This is a genomic window from Streptomyces sp. NPDC111628 (assembly GCF_055635195.1).
The window spans coordinates 126,898-149,602 of sequence record NZ_JBVKBZ010000006.1 but is presented as its reverse complement, the minus strand read 5'-3'; the positions used below and the strand labels follow the sequence as shown (position 1 = coordinate 149,602).

Below are 22,705 nucleotides of genomic sequence, written 5' to 3'. Positions count from 1 at the left end.
CCCGCGGGTCAGCGGTCGTCTTTGCCGAAGTTTTCCCCACGGCCGGGCCGGCCGGGCCCGATCCCCTTGGTGATCTCGCCCATGTCCAGGGCGTCCTGCGGGCGTTCCAGGGCCGGGAGGTCGCCCAGGGCACTCCAGGCGACCTGGTTCTTGCGCAGGTCGGTCCGGATTCTCGCGGCCAGTTTCCGGGTGTCGCGCCGGTTCATGACGGCGCCCACGGCAGCGCCCACCATGAAGGGCATCAGGTTCGGCAGGTCGCGCACCATCCGCTTCATGATCTGCTGGCGGAGCTGGCGCTTCATGTGGCTGTTCATCGCCGAGCCGAGGGTCGACGGCTTGGACACGTCGACGCCGCGTTCGTCGGACCACGAGTTCAGGTACGCGGTGCTGCGCTGGGCGAGGCTACCGGGCGGGCGTACGCCGTAGACCTCGTGGAGTTCGGCGATCAGCTTGAGCTCGATTGCCGCGACGCCGGTGATCTCGGCGGCCAGTTCGGTGGGCATCGCGGGTGGTACGGGCAGCATCGCCGCCGCTCCGATGCCCGCTCCCACGGTCGCCGTGCCCTTGGCCGCGCCGGCCACGAGCCGGTCGGCGATCTCCTCGGGACCCAGGCCCGGGAACTGCCTGCGCAGCGCCGCCAGGTCCCTTACGGGCACGCGCGGTGCCAGGTCGATGATCCGGTCGGCGAGGTGTGCCAGGGCCGCCCTGGCGCGGGCACCGCCGTTGCGGACGCCCTGTCCGGCCTTGTCCCGGAACGCCGCTGCCCGGCGCCGGGCAGCGGGTGCCGGAGGCCGCGCGGTCGCCGGGAGGTCACTCCGGTCGGCCACTGGCTCGAGCGGGGCCCTCCCCGTATCGGTCGGGCCCCGCTCGTCGTCACGCGCGCTGTAGGGGCCGTCGGACGGCCCTTGGTCCGCTCCTCGTCGGGAGAAGCGGCGCTTCCAGGGTGGGGTCGAGCCGGTCACGGCCGACCCCGCCTCAGTCGCAGTCGCGGCAGATCGGCTGGCCGTTCTTCTCCCGGGCCAGCTGGCTGCGGTGGTGCACCAGGAAGCAGCTCATGCAGGTGAATTCGTCCTGCTGCTTCGGCAGTACACGGACGGCCAGTTCCTCGTTCGAGAGGTCGGCGCCGGGAAGCTCGAGGCCTTCCGCGGCCTCGAACTCGTCGACGTCGACGGCCGAGGCGGACTTGTCGTTCCGCCTGGCCTTCAGCTCTTCGAGGCTGTCCGAGTCAACGTCGTCGTCGGTCTTGCGTGGAGTGTCGTAATCGGTTGCCATGGTCGCTCTCCCCCTCTGGGTGTCTGCGGTGTCTTCAGCGCACGTAACGCGTGAGAGGCCGGACTTGTGCCCGACCTGAGGCGGAGATTTTGCCTCACATCAAGGTCTGTTACTCAATCGACACCCAACCGGACTCCTCACGAGTGATCGGCTTGGATGGCGATGGGGACCGTACACGGTCCGAATGCCGCACTTCAAAGGCGTCTCACCGTGTACTTCCCGTGATCAGGGGCCCTGAAAACCGGGATTTTCCCGGCTTTCCGACAGGGTGCATGATCACGGAGAGTAGAGGGCGGGAAAGCCTCCGCTGTGATCGATCACACACGCGACTCCAGGGCCGGTGGCCTGGAAATTCCGCTCAAAGCGAACATCCTCGGGTCTCGGTGAGATGTCGGGGTCATGATCTCAGACGGGAAGCGTCACGCGCATCACGAGCCCCCCGCCCTCGCGCGGCTGGGCGGAGATGTGGCCGCCGTGCGCCCGGGCCACGGACCGCGCGATGGACAGCCCGAGGCCCACGCCCTTGTCGCTGCCCGTCCGCTCGGTGCGCAGCCGCCGGAACGGCTCGAAGAGGTTGTCCACCTCGTACGCCGGTACGACCGGGCCCGTGTTGGTGACCACCAGGACCGCCTGGCCGTTCTCGACGCCCGTGGTGACCTCCGTCCAGCCCTGTTCGGCCACGTTGTAGCGCACGGCGTTCTGGACGAGGTTCAGGGCGATCCGCTCCAGCAGGACGCCGTTGCCCTGGACCACTGCGGCGTCGCGGGTGCCGCGGATCTCCACGCCCTTGCTCTCGGCCTCGGCGTGCACCTGGTCGACGGCCTGGCCGGCCACCTCGGCGAGATCGACCGGTTTGCGCTCGACGATCTGGTTGTCGCTGCGGGCCAGCAGGAGCAGGCCCTCGACCAGCAGTTCGCTGCGTTCGTTGGTCGCGAGCAGCGTCTTGCCGAGCTGCTGGAGCTCCACCGGGGCGCCCGGATCGGACAGGTGCACCTCCAGGAGCGTGCGGTTGATCGCCAGCGGCGTGCGCAGCTCGTGGGAGGCGTTGCCGACGAAGCGCTGCTGGGCGGTGAAGGCCCGCTGCAGCCGCTCCAGCATGTCGTCGAAGGTGTCGGCCAGCTCCTTCAGCTCGTCGTCCGGGCCGTCCAGCTCGATCCGGCGGGAGAGGTCGGAGCCCGCCACCGCGCGCGCGGTGCGGGTGATCCGCCCCAGCGGGGACAGGACGCGCCCGGCCATGGCGTAGCCGAAGGCGAAGGCGATCACGGCGAGGCCGAGCAGCGCCAGCAGGGAACGGCTGAGCAGGTTGTCCAGGGCGACCTTGCGCTGGTGGTCCATGCAGTCGCTGATGGCCGCGTTGAAGTCGGACAGCGACAGCCCGCCGTTGTCGACCACGGGACAGGTGCTGCTCGAGACCTTGAGGTCGGTGAAGTCGACGATCTTGTACAGCGGTTCGTTGCCGGTGCGCACCGCCTGGGCGGCGAGCAGGTAGATGATCGACAGCAGCAGGATGCCGGCGATCAGGAACATGCCGCCGTACAGCAGCGTGAGCCTTATCCGGATGGTGGGGCGCAGCCACGGCAGGGGCGTGGCCGAGCGCGGGTCCCACGTGGGCTTGGGGGGCGCCCCGGGGGGCGCGGGTGTCGTCGCCACGGCCGGTCAGATCCGGTAGCCGGAGCCGGGGACGGTGACGATGACGGGCGGCTCGCCCAGCTTGCGGCGCAGGGTCATGACGGTCACGCGCACGACGTTGGTGAACGGGTCGGTGTTCTCGTCCCAGGCCTTCTCGAGGAGCTGCTCGGCGGAGACCACGGCGCCCTCGCTGCGCATGAGGACTTCGAGCACGGCGAACTCCTTGGGCGCGAGCTGCACCTCCTTGCCGTCGCGGAAGACCTCCCGGCGGTTGGGGTCGAGCTTGATTCCGGCCCGCTCCAGGACGGGCGGCAACGGCACACTGGTGCGCCGGCCCAGGGCGCGCACGCGGGCGATCAGCTCGCTGAACGCGAAGGGCTTCGGCAGGTAGTCGTCGGCGCCGATCTCCAGGCCCTCGACCCGGTCGCTGACGTCGCCGGAGGCCGTGAGCATGAGCACGCGCGTGGGCATGCCCAGCTCGACGATCTTGCGGCAGACGTCGTCGCCGTGCACGAGGGGGAGGTCGCGGTCGAGGACGACCACGTCGTAGTCGTTGACGCCGATGCGCTCCAGGGCGGCCGCACCGTCGTACACGACGTCGACGGCCATGGCCTCCCGGCGCAGTCCGGTGGCCACCGCATCGGCGAGCAGCTGCTCGTCCTCGACGACGAGTACGCGCACGTCGCTTGTCCTTCCTGTGTCCACCCGCGTAGCGCTTCTCGGACGCACGAGGGCAGGGGCTGGTGGGTGTGTTGCCTCCATCCTGCCCTTTTCGGCCATAAGTCGGCTGTAAGTCGGGTGAGAGGCCGGTGACGAAGATCGGCGCGGAAAGGCCGCCGAAGCGGGAATGCGGGATTTTCTCGCGCGGTTGAGGTTTCCGCGAAGGGGAGCTGGGGGAGGACGGCTTTACACCCCGCGATCACGCTCTGCCTGTACCGCGTTACCGCGCGGTACGCCGCGGTCCGCTTCCGCAGAGCGGGCGTGGGTGTCCGGCACGGTCGCCGCCCGGCAGGGCAGCGCTGGGCACTCCACCGGAGGCGTGATCGCCCCTTCCGATCGGCACACCCCCGTGCCAACGACCCACGACCCAGGACGAGGGGGCGCAGCATGGACGCTTTCACCGCAGGACTTCTGCAGCGCATAAAGACGACCGAGTCCGACCTGTCCCGGGCCCGCGACGAGGGCGACGAGTTCCTTGTCGAGGTGGAGCTGGGCGAGCTCGACGATCTGCGCCGTCTCGCTGCCGAGCACGGTGTGGAGGTCAGCGCGACCAACGCCTGATCGGCCCGCGAAGAACGAGGCCCCGGTGGGATCCAGCACCGGGGCCTCGTCATGCGCGGTCCCGGGTCGCGGTTCGTGGTGTGCCCCGGCGACCACGGAGTACGGGCAGCACGGGTCGGGCGGCCGGGGCAGGCCGGGCAGCGGGGCCGGGCAGAGCGGCTGCCCGATCCGACCCGGCGGAGGGCACGCCTGAGCGGTGTCTGGGACCACGCGAGCCGGACGCGGCCGAACCCGGCCTCGCAAGGAGGCGGTGCCGACGCGAAGGGGCGGTCCGGACCGGCCCACGTGCCGGGCCGTGCGGCCGACGGGCCGACCACACGAGCCCGCCGACCGGCCGGCCGTCCCCCTACACGAGGTGACCGACCGCGGAACCGACCGCGCGAGCATGCCGGCGACGGCCCGCTCTGGCGGGGCGGGCCTGCCGCCCGCACCCGGCGCAGCGGCCGTCGGGCCGCGGCGCGACCCGGCCCCGCACAGCGCGGGCGCGGAGGGTCTCCGCTCAAGCACCCGGCACCCCCGCAGGGCGCCCCGGGCACGGCGCCGAGCGACGACACTCCCCCACGACGACCGGCACCGCCCTCCGTCCGACCGCCGGAGGCTTACGCTCCGAAGTCCGTCAGGAGCCGCTGGAGGGGTTCGAAGACGGCCGGGGTGGCGGCGATGGTCAGGGCGCCGGTGGGGCGCTCACCGGGGCGGCCACCGGTCACCGCGCCCGCCTCACGGGCGATCAGGTCGCCCGCCGCGAGGTCCCAGGGATGCAGCCCGCGCTCGTAGTAGCCGTCGAGGCGTCCCGCGGCCACGTCGCACAGGTCGATCGCCGCCGAGCCGCCGCGCCGGATGTCCCGCACCAGCGGGATCAGCCGCCGCGCGATCTCGGCCTGCTCCGCGCGGACGTCGGCGACGTAGTTGAAGCCGGTGGAGACCAGCGCCTGGTCCAGCGGTGCGGCGGACCGGCAGGCGAGCCTGCGTTTGCCCTCCCAGGCACCCGTCGCCCAGGCGCCGCCGCCCAGCACCGCGTGGTAGGACTCGCCCCGCATCGGGGCCACGACCACGCCGGCCACCCGCTCGCCGTCCTGCTCGGCGGCGATGGAGACCGCCCAGGTGGGCAGTCCGTAGAGGTAGTTCACCGTGCCGTCCAGCGGGTCGATGACCCAGCGGACGCCACTGGTGCCCTCCGCGGCGGCACCCTCCTCGCCGAGGAAGCCGTCGTCGGGGCGGCGGTCGGCGATCAGCCCGGTGATCAGCTTCTCCGCGGCGATGTCCATCTCGGTGACCACGTCGATCGGGCTGGACTTGGTGGCGGCGACCGCCAGGTCGGCCGGGCGGCCGTCCCGCAGCAGCTCGCCCGCGCGGTGGGCGGCCTCCTGGGCGATCTTCAGCAGGTCGGCATGGAGCGGATCGGGCGTCACGTCGGTCACGGGGGTCCTCACGCGTAGGGGCTGTCGGCGCCCGCGGCGGCGGGCCGGGGGGCACGGGCGGGGCAGCAGCCGACCGGGCACAGGTTGTGGCTCGCGCCGAGCGCGCCGAGGGCGCAGGGCGCGACCTCCAGCCCGCGCTCGGCGCCCGCCCGCTCCAGGACCAGGTCGCGGACGGCCGCGGCGAAGCGCGGGTCGGCGCCCACGGTGGCCGAGCGGCGCACCGGCAGCCCCAGCTCCCCGGCCTTGGCGGTGGCCTCCGTGTCGAGGTCGTACAGGACCTCCATGTGGTCGGAGACGAACCCGATGGGGGCCATCACCACCGCGGGGGCACCGGCCGCCTGCCGCTCCTCCAGGTGGTCGCAGATGTCGGGCTCGAGCCACGGGATGTGCGGGGCGCCGGAGCGCGACTGGTAGACGAGCTGCCAGGGGTGGTCGGCGCCGGTGCGCTCGCGGACGGCGTCGGCGATCACCTGCGCCACGTCCAGGTGCTGGCGCACGTACGCCCCGCCGTCGCCGTGCTCCTCGACCGGGCCGGACGTGTCGGCGGCGGAGGTGGGGATCGAGTGGGTGCAGAACGCGATGTGCGCGCCGTCCCGGACCTCCTCGGGCAGCTCGGCGAGGGAGCGGACGACCCCGTCGACCATGGGCTCGACGAAGCCGGGGTGGTTGAAGTAGTGCCGGAGCTTGTCGATCTTCGGCAGCTCCAGGCCCTCGGCCTCAAGGGCGGCGAGGGCGTCCGCCAGGTTCTCGCGGTACTGGCGGCAGCCCGAGTACGAGGCGTAGGCGCTGGTGGCGAGGACCAGGATGCGGCGGCGGCCGTCGCCGACCATCTCGCGCAGGGTGTCCGTCAGGTACGGCGCCCAGTTGCGGTTGCCCCAGTAGACCGGCAGGTCCAGGCCGTGCTCGGCGAAGTCCTTGCGCAGGGCGTCCAGCAGGGCGCGGTTCTGGTCGTTGATCGGGCTGACGCCGCCGAAGAGGAAGTAGTGCTGTCCGACTTCCTTGAGGCGTTCCTTGGGGATGCCGCGCCCCCGGGTCACGTTCTCCAGGAACGGGACCACGTCGTCCGGGCCCTCCGGGCCGCCGAACGAGAGCAGGAGCAGGGCGTCGTAGGGGCTGGCATCGAGCACGTCTGGCATGCCCCGATCCTGCCACCCGGCACTGACAGCGGGGAAACGGTGGGGTACCGACCGTGCGTTTGACCAGGTCCGAGGGGGTGTTCCCGAACGGAGGGGCGAGTAAGCTGTATCGACTGTGTTCGCACCTTACTAACTCGTGACCGAGCCGCTTCCGGAGACCTCGTTGGCCAGTCCCTACCGCGCCCTGTTCGCCCTCCCGGGCACCAAGGGCTTCTCCGCCGCGGGTTTCCTCGGCCGGATGCCGCTGTCGATGATGGGCATCGGCGTGGTGACGATGATCTCGCAGCTCACCGGGCGGTACGGACTGGCCGGGGCGCTGTCGGCCACCATCGCGCTCGCCGCCGCCGTGGCCGGGCCGCAGGTCTCCCGCCTGGTCGACCGGTACGGGCAGCGCCGGGTGCTGCGCCCGGCAACGCTGGTGTCGCTGACCGCGGCGGCGGTCCTGCTGCCCGCCGCGCACTACGGGTGGCCGGACTGGGTGCTGTTCGTGGCCTGTGTCGGCATCGGCTGCGTGCCGAGCCTCGGGGCGATGGTCCGGTCCCGCTGGGCGGCCCTGTACCGCGGCACGCCGCAGCTGCACACCGCGTACTCCTTCGAGTCCGTGGTGGACGAGGTCTGCTTCATCTTCGGCCCGATCATCTCCATCGGCCTGTCCACGGCCTGGTTCCCGGAGGCCGGGCCGCTGCTCGCCGCCTGCTTCCTGGCGACCGGCGTCTTCTGGCTGACCTCGCAGCGCGCCACCGAGCCGGAACCGCACCCGCGCGAGCACAAGGGCGGCGGCACGGCGCTGCGCTCCCGGGGGCTCCAGGTCCTGGTGGGCACCTTCGCGGCCACGGGGACGATCTTCGGCGCCATCGACGTCGTCACCGTGGCGTTCGCCGAGGAGGAGGGGCACAAGGCCGCCGCCAGCCTCGTCCTCGCCCTCTACGCGGCGGGGTCGTGCACGGCCGCCATGATTTTCGGGCTGCTGCGCTTCGCCGGGCCGCCGGAGCGCCGCTGGCTCCTGGGCGTGTGTGCGATGGCCGTGAGTATGATCCCCCTCCTACTGGTCGGAAACTTGCCGTTTCTGGCCGCGGCGCTGTTCGTTGCGGGTCTGTCCATCGCTCCCACGATGATCACGACCATGTCCCTCATCGAAGAGCACGTACCACGCACGCAGCTCACCGAGGGCATGACCTGGGTGAGCACCGGACTCGCGGTCGGGGTCGCGCTCGGCTCCTCCGCGGGCGGCTGGGTGATCGACGCCTCCGGGGCACGTGCCGGGTACGGGGTTCCGGCGGTGGCCGGGGCCGTCGCGGTCGCGGTCGGTTTCCTCGGGTACCGCCGGCTCAAGCGGCCGGAACCGCGTCGGGGAGGGACCGTTGAGCAGCACACGCACGGCGAGCGGCAGGACGAGCGGCCGGAACGGCACATGGCGTAACTGGGGCGGCAACGTCTCGGCGCGCCCCGCGCGGGAGGTCACTCCCGCCTCCGTCGACGAACTGGCCGACGCCGTCCGCCGGGCGGCCGAGGACGGGCAGCGGGTCAAGGCGGTCGGCACCGGGCACTCCTTCACGTCGATAGCCGCGACGGACGGTGTGTTGATCCGGCCTCAACTGTTGACGGGCATCCGCAGCATTGATCGCGACGCCATGACGGTCACGGTCGAGGCAGGCACCCCGCTCAAGAGGCTCAACATGGCGCTCGCGCGTGAGGGCCTGTCGCTGACCAACATGGGCGACATCATGGAGCAGACCGTCTCCGGAGCCACCAGTACCGGCACCCACGGCACCGGCCGCGACTCGGCCTCGATCGCCGCCCAGATCCGGGGCCTGGAACTGGTCACGGCGGACGGCTCGGTGCTGACCTGCTCCGCGGACGAGAACCCCGAGGTGTTCGCCGCCGCCCGGATCGGCCTCGGCGCACTGGGCGTCGTCACCGCGATCACCTTCGCCGTGGAGCCGGTCTTCCTCCTCACGGCCCGCGAGGAACCGATGCCGTTCGATCGGGTCCTGGCCGACTTCGACGCGCTGTGGTCGGAGAACGAGCACTTCGAGTTCTACTGGTTCCCGCACACCAACAGCACCAACACCAAGCGCAACAACCGCAGCGCCGGTCCGGAGCGGCCGGTGGGGCGGTTCCAGGGCTGGCTGGACGACGAGTTCCTCTCCAACGGCCTCTTCCAGGCGGTCAACTGGGTCGGCCGCGCGGCGCCCGCCACCATCCCGTCGATCGCCCGGATCTCCAGCCGGGCACTCTCCGCGCGGACGTACACGGACACTCCCTACAAGGTCTTCACATCCCCGCGCCGGGTGCGGTTCGTGGAGATGGAGTACGCCGTTCCGCGTGACGCCGTCGTCGACGCGCTGCGCGAGCTGAGGGCGATGGTCGAGCGGTCACGGCTGCGGGTCAGCTTCCCGGTCGAGGTGCGCACGGCCCCGGCCGACGACATCACGCTGTCCACCGCGTCGGGCCGCGACAGCGCGTACATCGCCGTGCACATGTTCCGGGGCACGCCCTACCAGGCGTACTTCACCGCCGCCGAGCGCATCTTCACGGCGCACGAGGGCCGGCCGCACTGGGGCAAGGTGCACACCCGGGACGCCGGGTACTTCTCCCGGGTGTATCCGCGCTTCGGCGAGTTCACGGCGCTGCGGGACCGTCTTGACCCTGACCGTCTGTTCCAGAACGACTACTTGCGCCGGGTTCTGGGGCCGTAGCCGAGGCGTCCGGGTCGGGGGCTCCGGTGCCGGCGTCCTCGTCGTCGCCGGTGTCCGGGGTGGGCGTGGGGCTGGACCCCGTACCGCCGCCCTCCGTCGAACCGGCGTCGGGCGACGGGTTCCCGTCGGTTGCGTCCGGGCTCCCGGAGGGGGTGGGGGCCGGGGCGTCGCTCCCGGAACCGGAGTCCTTCGCGTCACCGGAGCCATCTGAGTCCCGGCCGTCCTGCGGGTCTTCGGCGTCACCGGAGTCGCCGGACTCCCCGGACTCCCCCGAATCGGCGGCGGACTTGTTGTGTCCGGTGAAGGCGCTGCCGACGGTGGTGCTGTGGCCGCCGCTCAGGTCCTGGCCGGAGGCGACCTCGTACACCGTGATCCCGGCCATGGTGACGCCGAAGACGAGGGCCGCCGCGACCAGCGGGCGGCGCCAGCCCTTGGTCCGCGCGCGGTAGACGGTGCCGTCGGTGAACTCTCCCGAAGCCGAAGCCGAAGCCGAAGCCGAAGCCGGGTTCGGGTCCGGCGCCGCGGCCGCAACCGGCGCGGTCCGCCCGTCGATCCGCACGGCGGCGACGGTGCGCTTCACCCGGATCTGCTCCCCGGTGCGCTTGAAGAAGTGCTGGAGCACCGAGCCCCCGCAGGTGGCGACGACACTGATCAGGCCGGCTCCGGCGATCGTGCCGTAGACGCCGAAGGAGGAGGCGAGTTTGGCGGCCACCACCGCCGCCAGGGCGCTGCCCGCGACCTGGGGGACACTCAGGTCGATGCGCCTGGACTCCCCCTTCGAACGCACGTCCGCCCCACCGTCATCGGACCTTTCACGCATCGTCGGACCTTGCCTGCCTTTCCCGTACGGGATCGATCAACTGCATGAGAAAGGGACGTGCGGCCGAAACCATTAGTTCCGTTTCTGGTGATTGCGTGAAGTACGCCACGCCCAAGATCGCGGAAATCGCGCCGGGGACGGCCGAGCGTCACCTCTTGCCAGAAGTTGGGCGGCGCGCCAATCCACGCACGTGGTCCGAATGGAGTACTGTTGCGAGCCCTGGAGCTGGTCTCCCGACAGGGGGTCCGGCACCTTGAAGGACCGCCGGGAGGGGGCTAGTTGCACAGGGTGACGAGGTTGGTCACTTAGCGTTGCGAACAGGTAACCGTGCCATAACGGCGATCCAGGGCCCGCGCCCGACACGCCGGGCAACTCGGCAAGGTTGTGGCAGGCTGCACCCGGGCAGGCCACACTCGACAGAGCGGAAGCAGCGACGCACGTGACGTCGGCAGGCACCACCCGGGAGGTCCCCATGCCCGAACTGCGTGTCGTGGCCGTCTCGAATGACGGCACACGGCTGGTGCTGAAGGCTGCGGACAGCACGGAGTACACGCTTCCGATCGACGAGCGGCTCCGCGCCGCCGTGCGCGGCGACCGCCCCCGCCTCGGCCAGATCGAGATCGAGGTGGAGAGCCATCTCCGCCCCCGCGACATCCAGGCACGTATACGAGCCGGCGCGACCGCGGAAGAGGTCGCCCAGATGGCCGGCATCCCCGTCGATCGCGTACGGCGCTTCGAGGGCCCCGTGCTGGCCGAGCGCGCCTTCATGGCGGAGCGGGCCCGCAAGACCCCCGTGCGCCGTCCCGGCGAGAACTCCGGGCCGCCCCTCGGCGAGGCCGTCCAGGAGCGGCTGCTGCTGCGCGGCGCCGACAAGGACACCGTCCAGTGGGACTCCTGGCGCCGCGACGACGGCACCTGGGAGGTTCTGCTGGTCTACCTGGTCGCGGGCGAACCCCACTCGGCGAGCTGGACGTACGACCCGCCCCGGCGGCTCGTCCAGGCCGTCGACGCGGAGGCACGCGCGCTGATCGGGGAATCCGACGACCTCGCCGCGCCCGAGCCCAGCTTCCCGTTCGTGCCGCGCATCGCCCGACTGCCGCGCGACCGGCCGCTGGACCGCACCCTCGACCGGGAGCAGCGGGAGCGGCCGAGCCTGCCCCCGCCGCCGCCGGCCGAGCCGGCCGACGACACCGCTGCCACCGCCTCGGCCGAGCGCGAACGCGACTCGCTCACCAGCCTGCTGGAGGCCGTACCGAGCTTCCGCGGTGACCTGGTGGTGCCCGAGCGCGCTCCCGATCCGGTGGAGGAGCCCGTCGAGGAACCCGAGGTGGAGGAGCCGCCCGCGCCCGCGGCGTCGGCCGGTTCCGCCTACGCCGACGTGCTCATGCCGCGCTCGGTGGCCAGCCACCGCGACCGCCTCACCGGCTCCACCGACCGCCAGGCCGAGGCCGACGGCGTCCGGCCGGGTCGCCGCGCGGCGGTGCCGAGCTGGGACGAGATCGTGTTCGGCACGCGGCGCAAGAAGCAGGAGTAGTCCGGTCTTCGCCGAATGACCTGACCGAGGTCGGGGCCGCACCCGGGTGGGTGCGGCCCCGATGTCGTGCCAACGGCCCACCGCGCGTACGGCCTTGCCGCGGACGTGCCTGCGGGTGCGGCCCCGTCCTCGTGCGCGCTGCGGACGCTGCGTCATCCTCGATGCGGGGCCTTGCCCCCGGTCCGGCCCTCACATCCCCGGCCCGGCCCTCGCCCCGTGGCGGGCGCGGCCCCCGCCACAGCCCGGGGTCCCACGCGCAGCGGACCCCTCTACTGCGGGTCGGGTCCCACCGCGACCGGCCGGGCCGGGTCCGACGACCACTCGGACCAGGAGCCCACGTACAGCGCCGCCGGAATCCCCGCCACCGCGAGGGCGAGCACCTCGTGGGCAGCCGACACGCCCGAGCCGCAGTAGACGCCGACCGCGCCGTCTTCCGTGGCGCCGAGGGTCTTGAAGCGTGCCCGGAGTTCCTCGGCGGGCAGGAAGTGCCCGTCCGGGGCCACGTTGCCGGTCGTCGGCGCGGACACGGCGCCCGGAATGTGGCCGCCGACCGGATCGATCGGCTCGACCTCACCGCGGTAACGCTCCCCCGCGCGGGCGTCGAACAGCACGCCGGACCGGGCCAGCGCGGCCGCCCCGTCCGCGTCCAGCAGCCCCGTCGCGCCCGGCGCCGGCGTGAAGTCGCCCTCCGCGGGCGCCGGGACGTCCGTCGGCAGCGGCGCCTCCCAGGACGGCAACCCGCCGTCGAGGACCCGCACGTTCGGGTGACCCGTCCAGCGCAGCAGCCACCAGGCGCGGGCCGCCGCCCACCCCTGCCCGCCGTCGTAGACCACGACCGGCCGCCCGCTGGACACGCCCGCCCGGCGCATCGCCGCGCCGAACTCCCCCACCTCGGGCAACGGGTGCCGGCCGTTCACGCCGGGCGCGGAGGCCAGTTCGCGGTCCAGGTCGACGTAGACGGCACCGGGCAGATGCCCGGCCGCGTACTCGGCCCGGCCGTCGAACGGCGGGGCGCCGGCCGCCTTCGCCGTGCTCAGCTGCCAGCGGACGTCGAGCAGGACGGGCGGATGGGCGCCCGCCAGTTCGTCGACGAGTTCGGTTGCGGAGATGATGGCGTTCATGGCCCCATCCTGACGTACCGAGTGGCCGAGGCGTCGTTGTCGGGCTACTCTGCCCGCCGGACAGTACCGATCACGAGGCGTACGGGTTCGGGCACATGCTGTACTGCCCGGGCAGGCGGGCTGCCCCACGAGCGCGAGCACGCCGGAAGCACGCACCGGAACCCGGTGCCGGTGCCGAGGCCCGTCGGAGCGGAAGCGGACGCACGGCCCGCGGAGGGCCGAGAAGAGGGTGACGATGACCGACGCACGGGGATCGGACAGCCGGATCGGCGAGACGAACGCCCGACGCGCGCCCGGCACGCCCTGCTGGGTGAGTCTGATGGTGCACGGACCGGCCGCCACCCACGACTTCTACGGTGCCCTGTTCGGCTGGGAGTTCCGGCCGGGCCCCCAGCAACTGGGCCCCTATGCGCGGGCCCTGCTCGACGGGCGGGAGGTGGCCGGCATCGGGCAGCTGCCCCCGGACCGGCAGCTGCCCACCGCCTGGACGCCGTACTTCGCCTCCGACGACGTCAACCGGACGGCCGAAACGGTGCGCCTGTGCGGTGGCACGGTCGGCGTCGGCCCCCTGGACGCGGGCGAGGCCGGCCGCATGGCCCTGGGCTCCGACCCGGCCGGTGCCGTCTTCGGCATGTGGCAGGCGGCCGCACACCTGGGCACGGCCGTCACGGGCCGGCCCGGCACACCGGCCTGGAACGAACTGCTGACGTACGAGACGGCGAGCGTCGCCAAGTTCTACGAGACGGTCTTCGGCTTCGAACTGGTCCCGGACCCCTCCACCGACCGCGACTACGTGACCCTGCGCATCGAGGGCCGTCCCGTCGCCGGCCTCCACGGCGTCGGCGACGCCCTGGCGCGCGACCGGGGGCCGCACTGGATGACGTACTTCGAGGTGGCCGACACGGACGAGTCCGCGGCGCGCCTCGTCGACCTGGGCGGGCACGTCCTCGCCCCGGCCCACGACACGCCCCACGGCCGGGTGGCGACGGTGGCGGATCCCGAGGGGGCGCGGTTCACGCTGCTGCACGCGGAGCGGTGACGCGGTGACGCGGGCGGCCGTAAGTCCGCGGGCCCCGCAGGCCTCGGCCCCGCTCAGCCGCTCACCACGGCGAGCAGGGCACGTACCGTCTCCGCCATCGTCTCCCGTCCGTGGGCGACGTAGGGGCGGGGGTCCGTCAGGTCGGGGCGCGCCGCCAACGTCTCGCGGACCGCGCCCGTGAAGGCGATGTTGAGCGCGGTACCGACGTTGACCTTCAGGATGCCCGCCCGGACGGCCCGCCGCAGTTCGTCGTCCCCGACTCCCGACGAACCGTGCAGTACCAGGGGTACGGGCACGGCCTCCCGGAGTCGTTCGATCAGTGCGTGGTCCAGGGACGCGGAGCGTTCGGTCATGGCGTGGCTGCTGCCGACGGCGACGGCCAGCGCGTCCACGCCGGTGTCCGCCACGTAGCGCGCCGCTTCCTGCGGGTCGGTCCGCACCCCGGCGGCGTGGGCGCTCGCGGGGGCGTCGGGTTTGCCACCCACGTACCCGAGTTCGGCCTCCAGCCACAGGCCCGCGCCGTGGGCCCACTGCGCCGCGGCGCGGGTGGCGGCCAGGTTCTCGGCGTAGGGCTGCGCCCCGGCGTCGAACATCACGGAGGAGAACCCGGCGTCGGCCGCCCGGCGCAGCAGCCGCGGGTCCGTCACGTGGTCCAGGTGCAGTGCGACGTCGACGTCACAGGCCTTGCCGACCTCGGCCGCGGCCCGTGCGATCGGCTCGACCCGGCCGCCGTGGAACCGCACGGCGTTCTCGCTGATCTGCAGGATCACGGGGGCGCCCGCGGCCTGGGCACCGGAGGTGATCGCCTCGGCGTGCTCCAGCGTGATCACGTTGAACGCCGCGACGGCCCGGCCGGCGACGGCGGCCTTCGAGACGAGTTCGCGCGTGGGAACCAGGGGCATGGGGGTGTTCCCCCTCGCTTTCGTGTTGCTTCGGGTGGGTGGGCGTTCGGGGCTAGCGTCCGACGGAACTCACGTCGCCGTCCGCCACACCCGGTGCCACGGAACTCTCGCCGCTCTTCTCGTCGCTGTAGACCATCAGCGTCGAGCCCGCGAGAGCGAGCACGATGCCGAGGGCTCCCCAGACGCTGGGCAGCGTCTGGTAGACCGCCAGGGACAGCACGATGGTCAGAACCGGGGCGAGTGCGTTGGTGACGGGGGCGACCACGGTGGCCTTGCCCCGGCTGAACGCCATGACCAGGAACAGCGCACCGACGGCGTTGAGTACCTGGGTCACCGCGGTGAGCGCCGGCGCCTGCCAGGGAGCCCCGGACGGCAAGCCGCCCATGATCGCGAACGCCACCGGAACCAGCAGCAGTCCGCTGATGGTCATCCACCCGAAGGTCGTCGCTTCGTTGACCCCGACGAGCGCGGCCTTGCGCATGCAGAACGCCTGCACACCCCAGGCGACGCAGATCAGGATGGCCATCGGCAGCCACGGGCCGTGCGCGTCCGAGTCGCCCCCGCCACTGGGGATGCTGAGCAGCACGATCGCCACCAGCGCCGCGACCACGCCCACGACGGCGAGCCGGGTGATCCGCTCCCGCAGCAGCACCGTCGCCATGAGGACGGTGATCACCGGGGACAGGGACACCAGGGGGAAGATCAGGTACGCCGGGCCGTCGGCGAGCGCCTGGAACAGCAGCAGCTGTCCGCCGGCGCCGGTCAGTCCCGCGATCAGTCCGTACATCGCGGCGACCGGCCTGCGGTCGAACGTCTTGCCGCGCATCGCGAAGTACGCGGGGATGAGCATCGTGAAGGCCCAGATGATGTAGATCATCTCGTTGGGGTAGCCGTACCTGCTGTTCGGCTCGCTGGAGAAGGCGCCCCACACACCCCAGAACAGGACCAGCAGCGACGCGTACAGGATCCAGCCTCTTGTGCCGTTCTTCATTGTTCGTCCTCTCCTGGGGCGAGGGACCCTGAGGCCTTGCGCAGCGCGTCGAGCGCCGGCCGGTCGAGCGGGGTTCCAGCGAGTTTCGCCGCGTACAGGGCAGCGCCCACGACGGGCTCGTACAGGGGGTGTCGCAGGTCGTAGCCCGCGAAGCGGCCCTTCAGTCCGGTGATGAACGCCTCCAGGACCGGGGCGGCGCCGAAGGTACCGCCGGAGTAGGAGACGGGCACGGTCTCGTCCGGGCCGAACCCGAGCCGTTCGCGGGTGACTTCCACGAGCAGGGCGAGTTCGCGGCCGGCCTCCGCGAGGATCCCCGCGGCGGTCTCGTCGCCGGATGCGGCCGCCTCGGCCACCGAGCGGCTCAGCGCGGCGATCCGGCCCCGGTCGCCCTGCCACCGGTTGTGCACGACGTCGATCACGTCGAGGTCGGACTCCAGGCCGAGCCTGCTTCGGAACACCCCGGCCAGGGGGCCCTCGGGGAGCCGTCCGTCGCTCATCCGGGAGAAGGCGTTGAGGCCGCGGATCGCGATCCAGTACGCCGAGCCCTCGTCGCCGAACGACTCGCTCCAGCCGCCGATGCGTACGCCCCGGCCCTGCCGCTCGCCGTAGGTCATCGAGCCGGTGCCGCTGATGACGTTGATGCCGTCGGCCGCGCCCAGCGAACCCGCCCAGCCGCAGACCATGTCGTTGTCGCACGCGTAGCGGTCGTGCCCGAGCACCGCCCGCGGTGTCGCGTCGAGGACGGGCAGGTCGCGGGCCGCCTCCCCGTAACCGGGCAGGCCGAAGAAGGCGTACTCGATGTCGGCCGGAGCCAGTCCGGCCGCCGCGCAGACAGTGTCGACCCCTTCCCTCAGCACACGCTCGACGAGCTCGATACCGTGGGAGAAGTAGTACGAACTTGCCGCCTGGGCACGCGCCACCACTTGTCCGGACCGGTCGACCAGACAGAACGCGGTTTTCGTACCGCCGCCGTCGACACCCAGGAACATCGTCGTACCTCCGTCCGGCGCCCTCGATCCGCGCCGTTGCTGACTTCGATCAGTCGTTCAAGGAGTGCAGGGTCACGCCCTGCACCACGCGGTTGACCTCACCCGAGGGGAACGGGTTGTCGGGCCGCAGGCCCCGGGCCTGGGAGGCGCGCAGGGCGATGAGCTGGGCGTACACCACGGCGGGCAGGGCCAGGGCGGCGTCCTCGACGTCGCCGAGGCCCGGGAGCGGCCAGGCATCGGCGCCCTCCGTTGGCCCCTCCGTTCCCGTGCCGGTCTCCGCGGAGACCGCGACGACACTGCCGAGGGGAAGGTTTCCGCGCAGCTCCGCGACGATGTCGTGGTCGTACTGGCGGGTGTACGGGTCGTTCGACACGTACACCACCGCGACCGAACGGTCGTTGAGCACCGCCTTGGGACCGTGCCGGAATCCCAGTGAGGACTCCGCGACGGCCATGAGCGTCCCGCCGGTGAGCTCCAGCACCTTCAGTGCCGACTCCTCGGCGAGGCCCTTCAGCGGGCCGCTGCCGAGGAAGACGATGCGCTCTGGTGCGCGGTCCACCAGGGCACCGGCGGTGCGGTCGGCGGCGACGGACTCGATGATCGACTCCGCTGCCCGTGCCAGGCGTTCGGCGACCCCGTCGTGGGCGTCCTTGCCCAGGGCGAGCAGTGCCGCGAGCGTCATGCAGGTGAAGCTCGACGTCATGGCGAAGCCGCGGTCGTTGGACGCGGCCGGCATCAGCAGTACGTGCGACTGCGGCCGCTGCCCGTGCTCACGCGCCAGGCGGCCCTGATCGTTGCAGGTGATCACGAGGTGGTGCACCTCGGAGAGGACCTGGTCGGCCAGGGCGGTGGCGGCGACGGACTCGGGGCTGTCGCCCGACCGCGCGAAGGAGACCAGCAGCGTGGGCAGGTCCTCGGCGAGGCACCCGCGGGGGTCGGCGACGAGGTCCGTGGTGGCAACCGCGTCGACGCGCCGCCCCAAGTGCCGTGCCAGGGAGGGCTGGAGCACCTGGCCGGCGAACGCGGAGGTCCCGGCGCCGGTGAGCACCACGCGCAGGTCGCGGCGCGCCACGAGCGGACCCAGGAACGCGTCCAGCGCTTCCCGGGAGGCTCCGACGATTCGGTCGACCTCCCGCCACAGGGCGGGCTGCTGGGCGATCTCGCGGACGGTGTGGACAGCGCTGTCGTCGAAGGGCAGCGTGCCCGGGGGCGTGCTCACACGTACTCCCTCTGGCTCGGCTTCTGGTTCTGGCTCGGCCTACGGTTCTGGTTCTGGTTCTGGTTCTGGTTCTGGTCGGCGGCGCGGTCGTAGTCGCGCAGGACGTCGCGGACGTGGTCCACGGCCAGTTCACGCGGGCGGGCGGCGAGCTCGCCGCGGCGGACGCGGGCGTACTGGAGCGGAAGGTGCGCGCTGAGCAGGGGCAACGGGACGGCCACGGCCGAAAGGTTGGCCAGCAGACGGGCCTGGGCCGCTTCGATCTCGGGGTCGGTCCAGTAGTAGCGCATCCGGTCGCTGTAGCTGTAGCGGCGTGCGAGGCGCTGCTCGGCGTCGCCGCCCGGGTAGTAGCCCTCCCACTGGGCGGGCTCGGCGAGCATCCGCCGCTCGACGACCACGGGAAGGCGTGACCGCTCGCCGGCCGGCACCAGCTCGTCCTCGATCGCGGCGAGGACGAACAGCGCCTCGCGCAGGGCGAAGGTCAGACCGGGGCCCACCTTGAGGACCGCCCAGTGGTCCTCGACCAGCGCGGTGAGCGCCTCGGCGGTCTGGTAGTCGGTCGAGTGGGCCTCGTAGACCATGGTGGGCTCGTCGTCGAGGACCTTGCGCAGCTCCTCGGTCGACTCCCGCCGGTAGTCGACGACCCGCAGGTGGTCGAACTCCACGGCCGGCTGCACCACCAGGGCCATGACGCGGGGCCAAACCCCTTCGACGCCGTGCCGGGCGAACGCCTTCCGGTGCTGCTCCAGGGTCGCGCGCGCCGCCTCGGGCGTGGTGGGCACCAGAGCGCCGAGCGTCTCGTGCGCGCCGCCGGGCGTCGGCACCTCGGTACCGATCACATACCGGATCCGCTCCGCCCGCTCGGGGCCCACCGTGTCCTCGGCCACCCGGATCAGCCGCGCCGCCCGTTCGGCGACCACGTCGTCGGTCAGCGGGGCGGGGTCACCGGCGCAGGGGAAGCTGCAGTCCAGGTGGATCTTGGTGAAGCCCGCCTCCGCGTAGGCCGCGACCAGGGCATCGGCCTGCCGCATCGCCTCGTCGGGCGGCAGGGACTGCCACCGGTTCGGTCCGAGATGGTCGCCGCCGAGGATGACGCGGTCCAGTGGCAGACCGCGTTCCGTCGCGATGCCGTGCACGAGGTCACGGAAGTCCGCGGGCCGCAGGCCCGTGTAGCCGCCGTACTGGTCGACCTGGTTCGAGGTCGCCTCTACCAGCACCGGGCCACCGGTCTCGCGGGCCTGCGTCACGGCCGCCTCGATGACCAGCGGATGGGCCGAGCACACGGAGGTGATGCCCTGTGGTCGCCCGGCCTTCTGACGCCGGACGACCTCGTCCAACGGGCTCTGCATTGCCAACCCCTTACTGAAGTGCAATTTGAGCTCGTTTGCCGCGATGGCCCGAAGCTCACGCGGAACGTTACTGGTCTTATTTTCGGCCGTCAATAGTCCTTATTGGTATGCTTCTGGTATTCCCGGATGACTGGTGAAACGACGCCGGGCCGGACGTCGGCTACTCCGACGCCCGGCCCGGGCAGGACGGTACGGGACCGTTCGTTCAGGTCTGGTTGGTGATGGAGGCCCGGAACCGGTAGCGGTCCCCCCGGTAGACCTGGACGGTCAGTTCGATCGGGCGGGCGTCCTGGTTGGAGGTCAGCTGGGTCGCGACCAGCATCGGCATGGTCGCCCCGATCTCCAGCAGCTCCATCTCCCGTGCCGTCGGGTGGCGGGCTTCGACCGAGTAGTCGGCGACCCGGGGCAGCTGCGGCGGGTCGGCGGCACGCAGCGTGGCATACAGCGAGGCGGTGCTGAAGTCCGCGTCGGCCAGGGCCGGGCAGGCCGACAGCGGCAGCCGGTTGTGCTCCAGCACGACCAGCAGGCCGTCCAGGAAACGCAGCCGGTGGAGGTCGAAGAGGTCGGCGCCCGGGGCGATCCGGAGCTGCTCGGCCTCCGCCACGGTGGCCGGGCGGACGCTGGCGGAGAGCACCTTGCTGGCCGTCGTCAGGCCGTTGGCCTCGGCGTAGTCGGCGAATCCCTGGACCTGGGGAACAGTCGAGGCCGGCGCGGTCACCGCTTCGGGGAACAGCCCCGGTTCGGCGACGAACCACCCGCGAGACGACGACGGCCGCACGACGCCTCGCGCCTCCAGCTGGGCGAGCGCGGCCCGCAGTGTCACGCGCGAGACGGCGTACCGGGTGACCAGGGCCCGCTCGGAGGGCAGCCGGTCACCGGGGCGGGCGGCGGCGGCACGCAGGTCGTCGAGGAGCCGCGCGGCCGTGCGCTCGTACAGCGGGAGGGCGTCGTCGGCGAAGAGGCCCCTGGGCATCGGCGTACTCGCTTCGGTCATACCAGAAGCGTACCGGTCCGACTGGCCGCGCAGGCACCCGTACCCCTCGCTCCGTGCCGGCGCACGAGGTGAACTCCTGGCCCGTGACAGCCCTTTGAACCATTGACATGCCAATCAAATACCACTTACGTTCTCGATGCAGGCCACCCGGAGCCCGATGGCACCGTCCTCGCCCTCACGGGTGTCCCGACTCCGTTCGAGGAGCCGGTTTCAGACCAGAGCCTGCTCCGAGAGAGAGGCCGACATGACGGATGTGAACCGGCGCAGCGTACTGAAGGTGGCGCTGGGGGGTGCCGGCCTGGCCGCCCTCCCCTCCGTGGCTCCGGGCGCCGCACCCGCGGCCGCCGCACCGCGCCGCGGCCCCGACCTCGTCGGGGTCGGCGACACCTCCATCACTCTGGAGTTCGACGACCGACTGCGCAGCCGGGTGGCGTTGCGGGGCATCGACGTCACCCGCTTCGACGCCGGTGAGGCCCTGCTGGTGGACGGCGGGGCGATCGACGAGTTCACGTACGGCGGGCACGAGACCCGCAGGACCCGGCATTCCCGGCACGGCGCAGGCGTCGGAGTGACCGTCTGGGGCAAGTCCGCGACCGGCGTCCGCAAGACGGTGGAGCTGACCTCCTTCGAGCGCCTGACCGGGATGATCGTGATGAAGGTGACCTACACCAACGGGACCGGTACCCCGCTGGCGGTCACCGGATGGCGCAGCGGGGCCCATGAACTCCTGGAAGCTCCCGGTGGCTTCTACACCTTCTCGGGAACCACGTACGAGGACCGTCGCGACTGGGTGCGGCCGATGACGGACGGGTTCGTCCAGGAGAACTCGCTGGGGATGGACGCCTCCGACTACGGCGGCGGCACTCCCGTGGCGACCGTGTGGCGGCCGGGGGCCGGTCTCTCCGTCGGGCACGTCGAACCCGTGGCCAGGATGCTGCGCCTGCCGGTTCGCAGGACGGCCCGCGGAGCGAGCCTCGCCGTCGAGGGTGACACCCCCGTGACCCTGCAACCGGGGCGGCGCCTGACCACCGACACCACGTTCCTGACCGCCCTGCCGGGCGACCACTTCGCACCGCTCCAGCGCTATCGCGACTACATGAGCGATGTCGGCCTGCGTGCGCCCAGGACGCCCGAGCCGGCCCTGGAACCCATGTGGTGCGCCTGGGGCTACGAGCGTGACTTCACCGTCGAGCAGGTCGTCGGAACGCTCCCCAAGGTGCGTGAGGTCGGCCTCAAGTGGGCGGTGCTCGACGACGGCTGGCAGACCAACGAGGGCGACTGGGAGCTGGACCCGCGGAAGTTCCCGCGGGGCGCGAGGGACATGCGCGCCTTCACCCAGCAGATCCGGGACGCCGGTCTGCGGCCGCGCCTGTGGTGGGCTCCGCTGGCGGCGGACCCGGAGAGCAGCCTGTACCGGAACCACTCCGACATGCTCCTGCTGGACCGTGCGGGCAACAAGCAGCGAGTGAGCTGGTGGGACGCCTGGACGCTGTGCCCCGCGTACCGGCCGACGGTGGACTACTTCGTCGGGCAGGTGAGGCAGTTCATCGGCGACTGGGGATACGAAGGGCTCAAGATCGACGGCCAGCACCTCAACGCCGTCGCGCCCTGCTACAACCCGGCGCACGGGCATGCCCGCCCCGAAGAATCGACCGAGGGTCTCGCGCTGTTCTGGAAGGCGGTGTACGAGGCCGCGCACGAGGCGAACCGCGACGCCGTCGTCGAACTCTGCCCCTGCGGCACCGCCTTCGCCTTCCACAACCTCCCCTACGTCGGCCAGTACCCGAGCTCGGACCCGCTCTCGTCGTACCAGGTCCGTACGAAGGGCAAGACGATGAAGGCGCTGATGGGGCCGGGCAGCAGCTACTCCGGCGACCACGTCGAACTGAGCGACGGCGGCGACGACTTCGCCTCCAGCTACGGTGTGGGAGCCGTCCTGTCGACGAAGTTCACCTACCCCGCGGGCCCGGACGACGAGATCGTGCTCACGCCGGAAAGAGAAGCTCTCTGGCGCCGGTGGGTGAACCTGTACGAGGAGAACATGCCGGCCACGGGCGAGTACCGGGGCGAGCTGTACGACATCGGCTTCGACAAGCCCGAGGCGCATGTGGTGGCCAAGGGCGCGACCCTGCACTACGCCTTCTACGCCGGGCGGTGGGACGGGACGGTCGAGCTGCGTGGCCTGGGCCGCGGCAGGTACCGCCTGACCGACCCGTTCAACGGCACCTCTCTCGGAACCGTCGACGCCCGGCACAACACCGTGGAGCTGGCCTTCGAGCGGTTCCAGCTCATCGTGGCCGAGCACATCGGCTGAT

Annotated in this window: 20 protein-coding genes; 6 read left to right on the top strand and 14 right to left on the bottom strand. The window is 72.0% G+C overall.

The window, feature by feature from the left end; genetic code table 11:
* Positions 1-8: 8 nt before the first annotated feature.
* From ACZ7MF_RS30125 to ACZ7MF_RS30110, 4 genes are all read right to left on the bottom strand, one after another.
* The gene (locus ACZ7MF_RS30125; protein WP_471481423.1) at positions 9-962 is read right to left on the bottom strand and encodes a hypothetical protein; all 954 of its coding nucleotides are present in this window, start codon (positions 960-962) and stop codon (positions 9-11) included.
* A 13-nt stretch (positions 963-975) separates the two neighbouring features.
* Positions 976-1,272, bottom strand: coding sequence for a DUF4193 domain-containing protein (locus ACZ7MF_RS30120; RefSeq protein ID WP_003993510.1), 297 nt, complete (start codon positions 1,270-1,272; stop codon positions 976-978).
* 405 nt (positions 1,273-1,677) lie between these two features.
* Entirely contained in the window at positions 1,678-2,922 is a 1,245-nt protein-coding gene (locus ACZ7MF_RS30115; RefSeq protein ID WP_471481421.1) for a sensor histidine kinase, read from the bottom strand.
* Between the two features lie 6 nt (positions 2,923-2,928).
* The gene (locus tag ACZ7MF_RS30110) at positions 2,929-3,582 is read right to left on the bottom strand and encodes a response regulator transcription factor (RefSeq protein ID WP_003993508.1); all 654 of its coding nucleotides are present in this window, start codon (positions 3,580-3,582) and stop codon (positions 2,929-2,931) included.
* 426 nt (positions 3,583-4,008) lie between these two features.
* Here ACZ7MF_RS30110 and ACZ7MF_RS30105 point away from each other — a divergent pair, with 426 nt between their 5' ends.
* On the top strand, positions 4,009-4,182 hold the full coding sequence (locus ACZ7MF_RS30105; RefSeq protein WP_007387792.1) for a hypothetical protein: 174 nt from the start codon (positions 4,009-4,011) through the stop codon (positions 4,180-4,182).
* Positions 4,183-4,781: 599 nt separating this feature from the next.
* On the opposite strand, the gene ACZ7MF_RS30100 is transcribed toward ACZ7MF_RS30105, so the two are convergent.
* Both ACZ7MF_RS30100 and ACZ7MF_RS30095 read right to left on the bottom strand, forming a co-directional pair.
* Positions 4,782-5,600 (bottom strand): inositol monophosphatase family protein, encoded by an 819-nt coding sequence (locus tag ACZ7MF_RS30100; protein WP_471481419.1) that lies wholly within the window; start codon positions 5,598-5,600, stop codon positions 4,782-4,784.
* Between the two features lie 8 nt (positions 5,601-5,608).
* Positions 5,609-6,736 carry a ferrochelatase gene (locus ACZ7MF_RS30095; RefSeq protein WP_471481417.1) on the bottom strand — a complete coding sequence of 376 codons (1,128 nt, stop codon included), beginning with the start codon at positions 6,734-6,736 and terminating at the stop codon, positions 5,609-5,611.
* A gap of 163 nt (positions 6,737-6,899) precedes the next feature.
* On the opposite strand from ACZ7MF_RS30095, the gene ACZ7MF_RS30090 reads away from it, so the two are divergent.
* Positions 6,900-8,156: an MFS transporter gene (locus tag ACZ7MF_RS30090; protein ID WP_471481851.1), complete on the top strand. Its 1,257-nt coding sequence runs from the start codon at positions 6,900-6,902 to the stop codon at positions 8,154-8,156.
* The gene (locus tag ACZ7MF_RS30085; RefSeq protein ID WP_471481415.1) at positions 8,098-9,435 is read left to right on the top strand and encodes a D-arabinono-1,4-lactone oxidase; all 1,338 of its coding nucleotides are present in this window, start codon (positions 8,098-8,100) and stop codon (positions 9,433-9,435) included. Before ACZ7MF_RS30090 ends, ACZ7MF_RS30085 begins: the two co-directional genes overlap by 59 nt.
* Here ACZ7MF_RS30085 and ACZ7MF_RS30080 read toward each other — a convergent pair.
* A complete protein-coding gene (locus tag ACZ7MF_RS30080) occupies positions 9,359-10,255 on the bottom strand; it encodes a hypothetical protein (protein WP_471481413.1) in 897 nt (298 codons plus the stop codon). The genes ACZ7MF_RS30085 and ACZ7MF_RS30080 overlap by 77 nt on opposite strands.
* A gap of 472 nt (positions 10,256-10,727) precedes the next feature.
* Between ACZ7MF_RS30080 and sepH the strand changes: the two genes are divergently transcribed.
* Positions 10,728-11,789, top strand: coding sequence for a septation protein SepH (gene sepH, locus ACZ7MF_RS30075; protein WP_471481411.1), 1,062 nt, complete (start codon positions 10,728-10,730; stop codon positions 11,787-11,789).
* A 269-nt stretch (positions 11,790-12,058) separates the two neighbouring features.
* Here sepH and ACZ7MF_RS30070 read toward each other — a convergent pair whose 3' ends face one another.
* Positions 12,059-12,910, bottom strand: coding sequence for a sulfurtransferase (locus ACZ7MF_RS30070; protein WP_471481409.1), 852 nt, complete (start codon positions 12,908-12,910; stop codon positions 12,059-12,061).
* Positions 12,911-13,145: 235 nt separating this feature from the next.
* Between ACZ7MF_RS30070 and ACZ7MF_RS30065 the strand changes: the two genes are divergently transcribed.
* Positions 13,146-13,949 (top strand): VOC family protein, encoded by an 804-nt coding sequence (locus ACZ7MF_RS30065; RefSeq protein WP_471481408.1) that lies wholly within the window; start codon positions 13,146-13,148, stop codon positions 13,947-13,949.
* A 53-nt stretch (positions 13,950-14,002) separates the two neighbouring features.
* Here ACZ7MF_RS30065 and ACZ7MF_RS30060 read toward each other — a convergent pair whose 3' ends face one another.
* From ACZ7MF_RS30060 to ACZ7MF_RS30035, 6 genes are all read right to left on the bottom strand, one after another.
* Positions 14,003-14,851, bottom strand: coding sequence for a class II fructose-bisphosphate aldolase (locus ACZ7MF_RS30060; protein ID WP_471481406.1), 849 nt, complete (start codon positions 14,849-14,851; stop codon positions 14,003-14,005).
* 52 nt (positions 14,852-14,903) lie between these two features.
* Positions 14,904-15,842 (bottom strand): DMT family transporter, encoded by a 939-nt coding sequence (locus ACZ7MF_RS30055; protein ID WP_471481404.1) that lies wholly within the window; start codon positions 15,840-15,842, stop codon positions 14,904-14,906.
* On the bottom strand, positions 15,839-16,831 hold the full coding sequence (locus tag ACZ7MF_RS30050) for a BadF/BadG/BcrA/BcrD ATPase family protein (RefSeq protein ID WP_471481402.1): 993 nt from the start codon (positions 16,829-16,831) through the stop codon (positions 15,839-15,841). The genes ACZ7MF_RS30055 and ACZ7MF_RS30050 overlap by 4 nt, the downstream gene beginning before the upstream one ends.
* 49 nt (positions 16,832-16,880) lie before the next feature.
* Positions 16,881-18,050: an SIS domain-containing protein gene (locus tag ACZ7MF_RS30045; protein WP_471481400.1), complete on the bottom strand. Its 1,170-nt coding sequence runs from the start codon at positions 18,048-18,050 to the stop codon at positions 16,881-16,883.
* Entirely contained in the window at positions 18,047-19,396 is a 1,350-nt protein-coding gene (locus tag ACZ7MF_RS30040; protein ID WP_471481398.1) for a D-tagatose-bisphosphate aldolase, class II, non-catalytic subunit, read from the bottom strand. Before ACZ7MF_RS30040 ends, ACZ7MF_RS30045 begins: the two co-directional genes overlap by 4 nt.
* Positions 19,397-19,601: 205 nt before the next feature.
* Positions 19,602-20,390, bottom strand: coding sequence for a GntR family transcriptional regulator (locus ACZ7MF_RS30035; RefSeq protein ID WP_471481396.1), 789 nt, complete (start codon positions 20,388-20,390; stop codon positions 19,602-19,604).
* Between the two features lie 244 nt (positions 20,391-20,634).
* Between ACZ7MF_RS30035 and ACZ7MF_RS30030 the strand changes: the two genes are divergently transcribed.
* Positions 20,635-22,704: a glycoside hydrolase family 36 protein gene (locus tag ACZ7MF_RS30030; protein WP_471481395.1), complete on the top strand. Its 2,070-nt coding sequence runs from the start codon at positions 20,635-20,637 to the stop codon at positions 22,702-22,704.
* Position 22,705 lies beyond the last annotated feature (1 nt).

Bases quoted from the DNA above. Each gene is read 5' to 3' on its own strand.
- ACZ7MF_RS30120 (WP_003993510.1), bottom strand. From the start codon at position 1,272: ATGGCAACCGATTACGACACTCCACGCAAGACCGACGACGACGTTGAC.
- ACZ7MF_RS30105 (WP_007387792.1), top strand. From the start codon at position 4,009: ATGGACGCTTTCACCGCAGGACTTCTGCAGCGCATAAAGACGACCGAG.
- ACZ7MF_RS30095 (WP_471481417.1), bottom strand. From the start codon at position 6,736: ATGCCAGACGTGCTCGATGCCAGCCCCTACGACGCCCTGCTCCTGCTC.
- ACZ7MF_RS30080 (WP_471481413.1), bottom strand. From the start codon at position 10,255: ATGCGTGAAAGGTCCGATGACGGTGGGGCGGACGTGCGTTCGAAGGGG.
- sepH (WP_471481411.1), top strand. From the start codon at position 10,728: ATGCCCGAACTGCGTGTCGTGGCCGTCTCGAATGACGGCACACGGCTG.
- ACZ7MF_RS30070 (WP_471481409.1), bottom strand. From the start codon at position 12,910: ATGAACGCCATCATCTCCGCAACCGAACTCGTCGACGAACTGGCGGGC.
- ACZ7MF_RS30065 (WP_471481408.1), top strand. From the start codon at position 13,146: ATGACCGACGCACGGGGATCGGACAGCCGGATCGGCGAGACGAACGCC.
- ACZ7MF_RS30060 (WP_471481406.1), bottom strand. From the start codon at position 14,851: ATGCCCCTGGTTCCCACGCGCGAACTCGTCTCGAAGGCCGCCGTCGCC.
- ACZ7MF_RS30055 (WP_471481404.1), bottom strand. From the start codon at position 15,842: ATGAAGAACGGCACAAGAGGCTGGATCCTGTACGCGTCGCTGCTGGTC.
- ACZ7MF_RS30050 (WP_471481402.1), bottom strand. From the start codon at position 16,831: ATGTTCCTGGGTGTCGACGGCGGCGGTACGAAAACCGCGTTCTGTCTG.
- ACZ7MF_RS30040 (WP_471481398.1), bottom strand. From the start codon at position 19,396: ATGCAGAGCCCGTTGGACGAGGTCGTCCGGCGTCAGAAGGCCGGGCGA.
- ACZ7MF_RS30035 (WP_471481396.1), bottom strand. From the start codon at position 20,390: ATGACCGAAGCGAGTACGCCGATGCCCAGGGGCCTCTTCGCCGACGAC.
- ACZ7MF_RS30030 (WP_471481395.1), top strand. From the start codon at position 20,635: ATGACGGATGTGAACCGGCGCAGCGTACTGAAGGTGGCGCTGGGGGGT.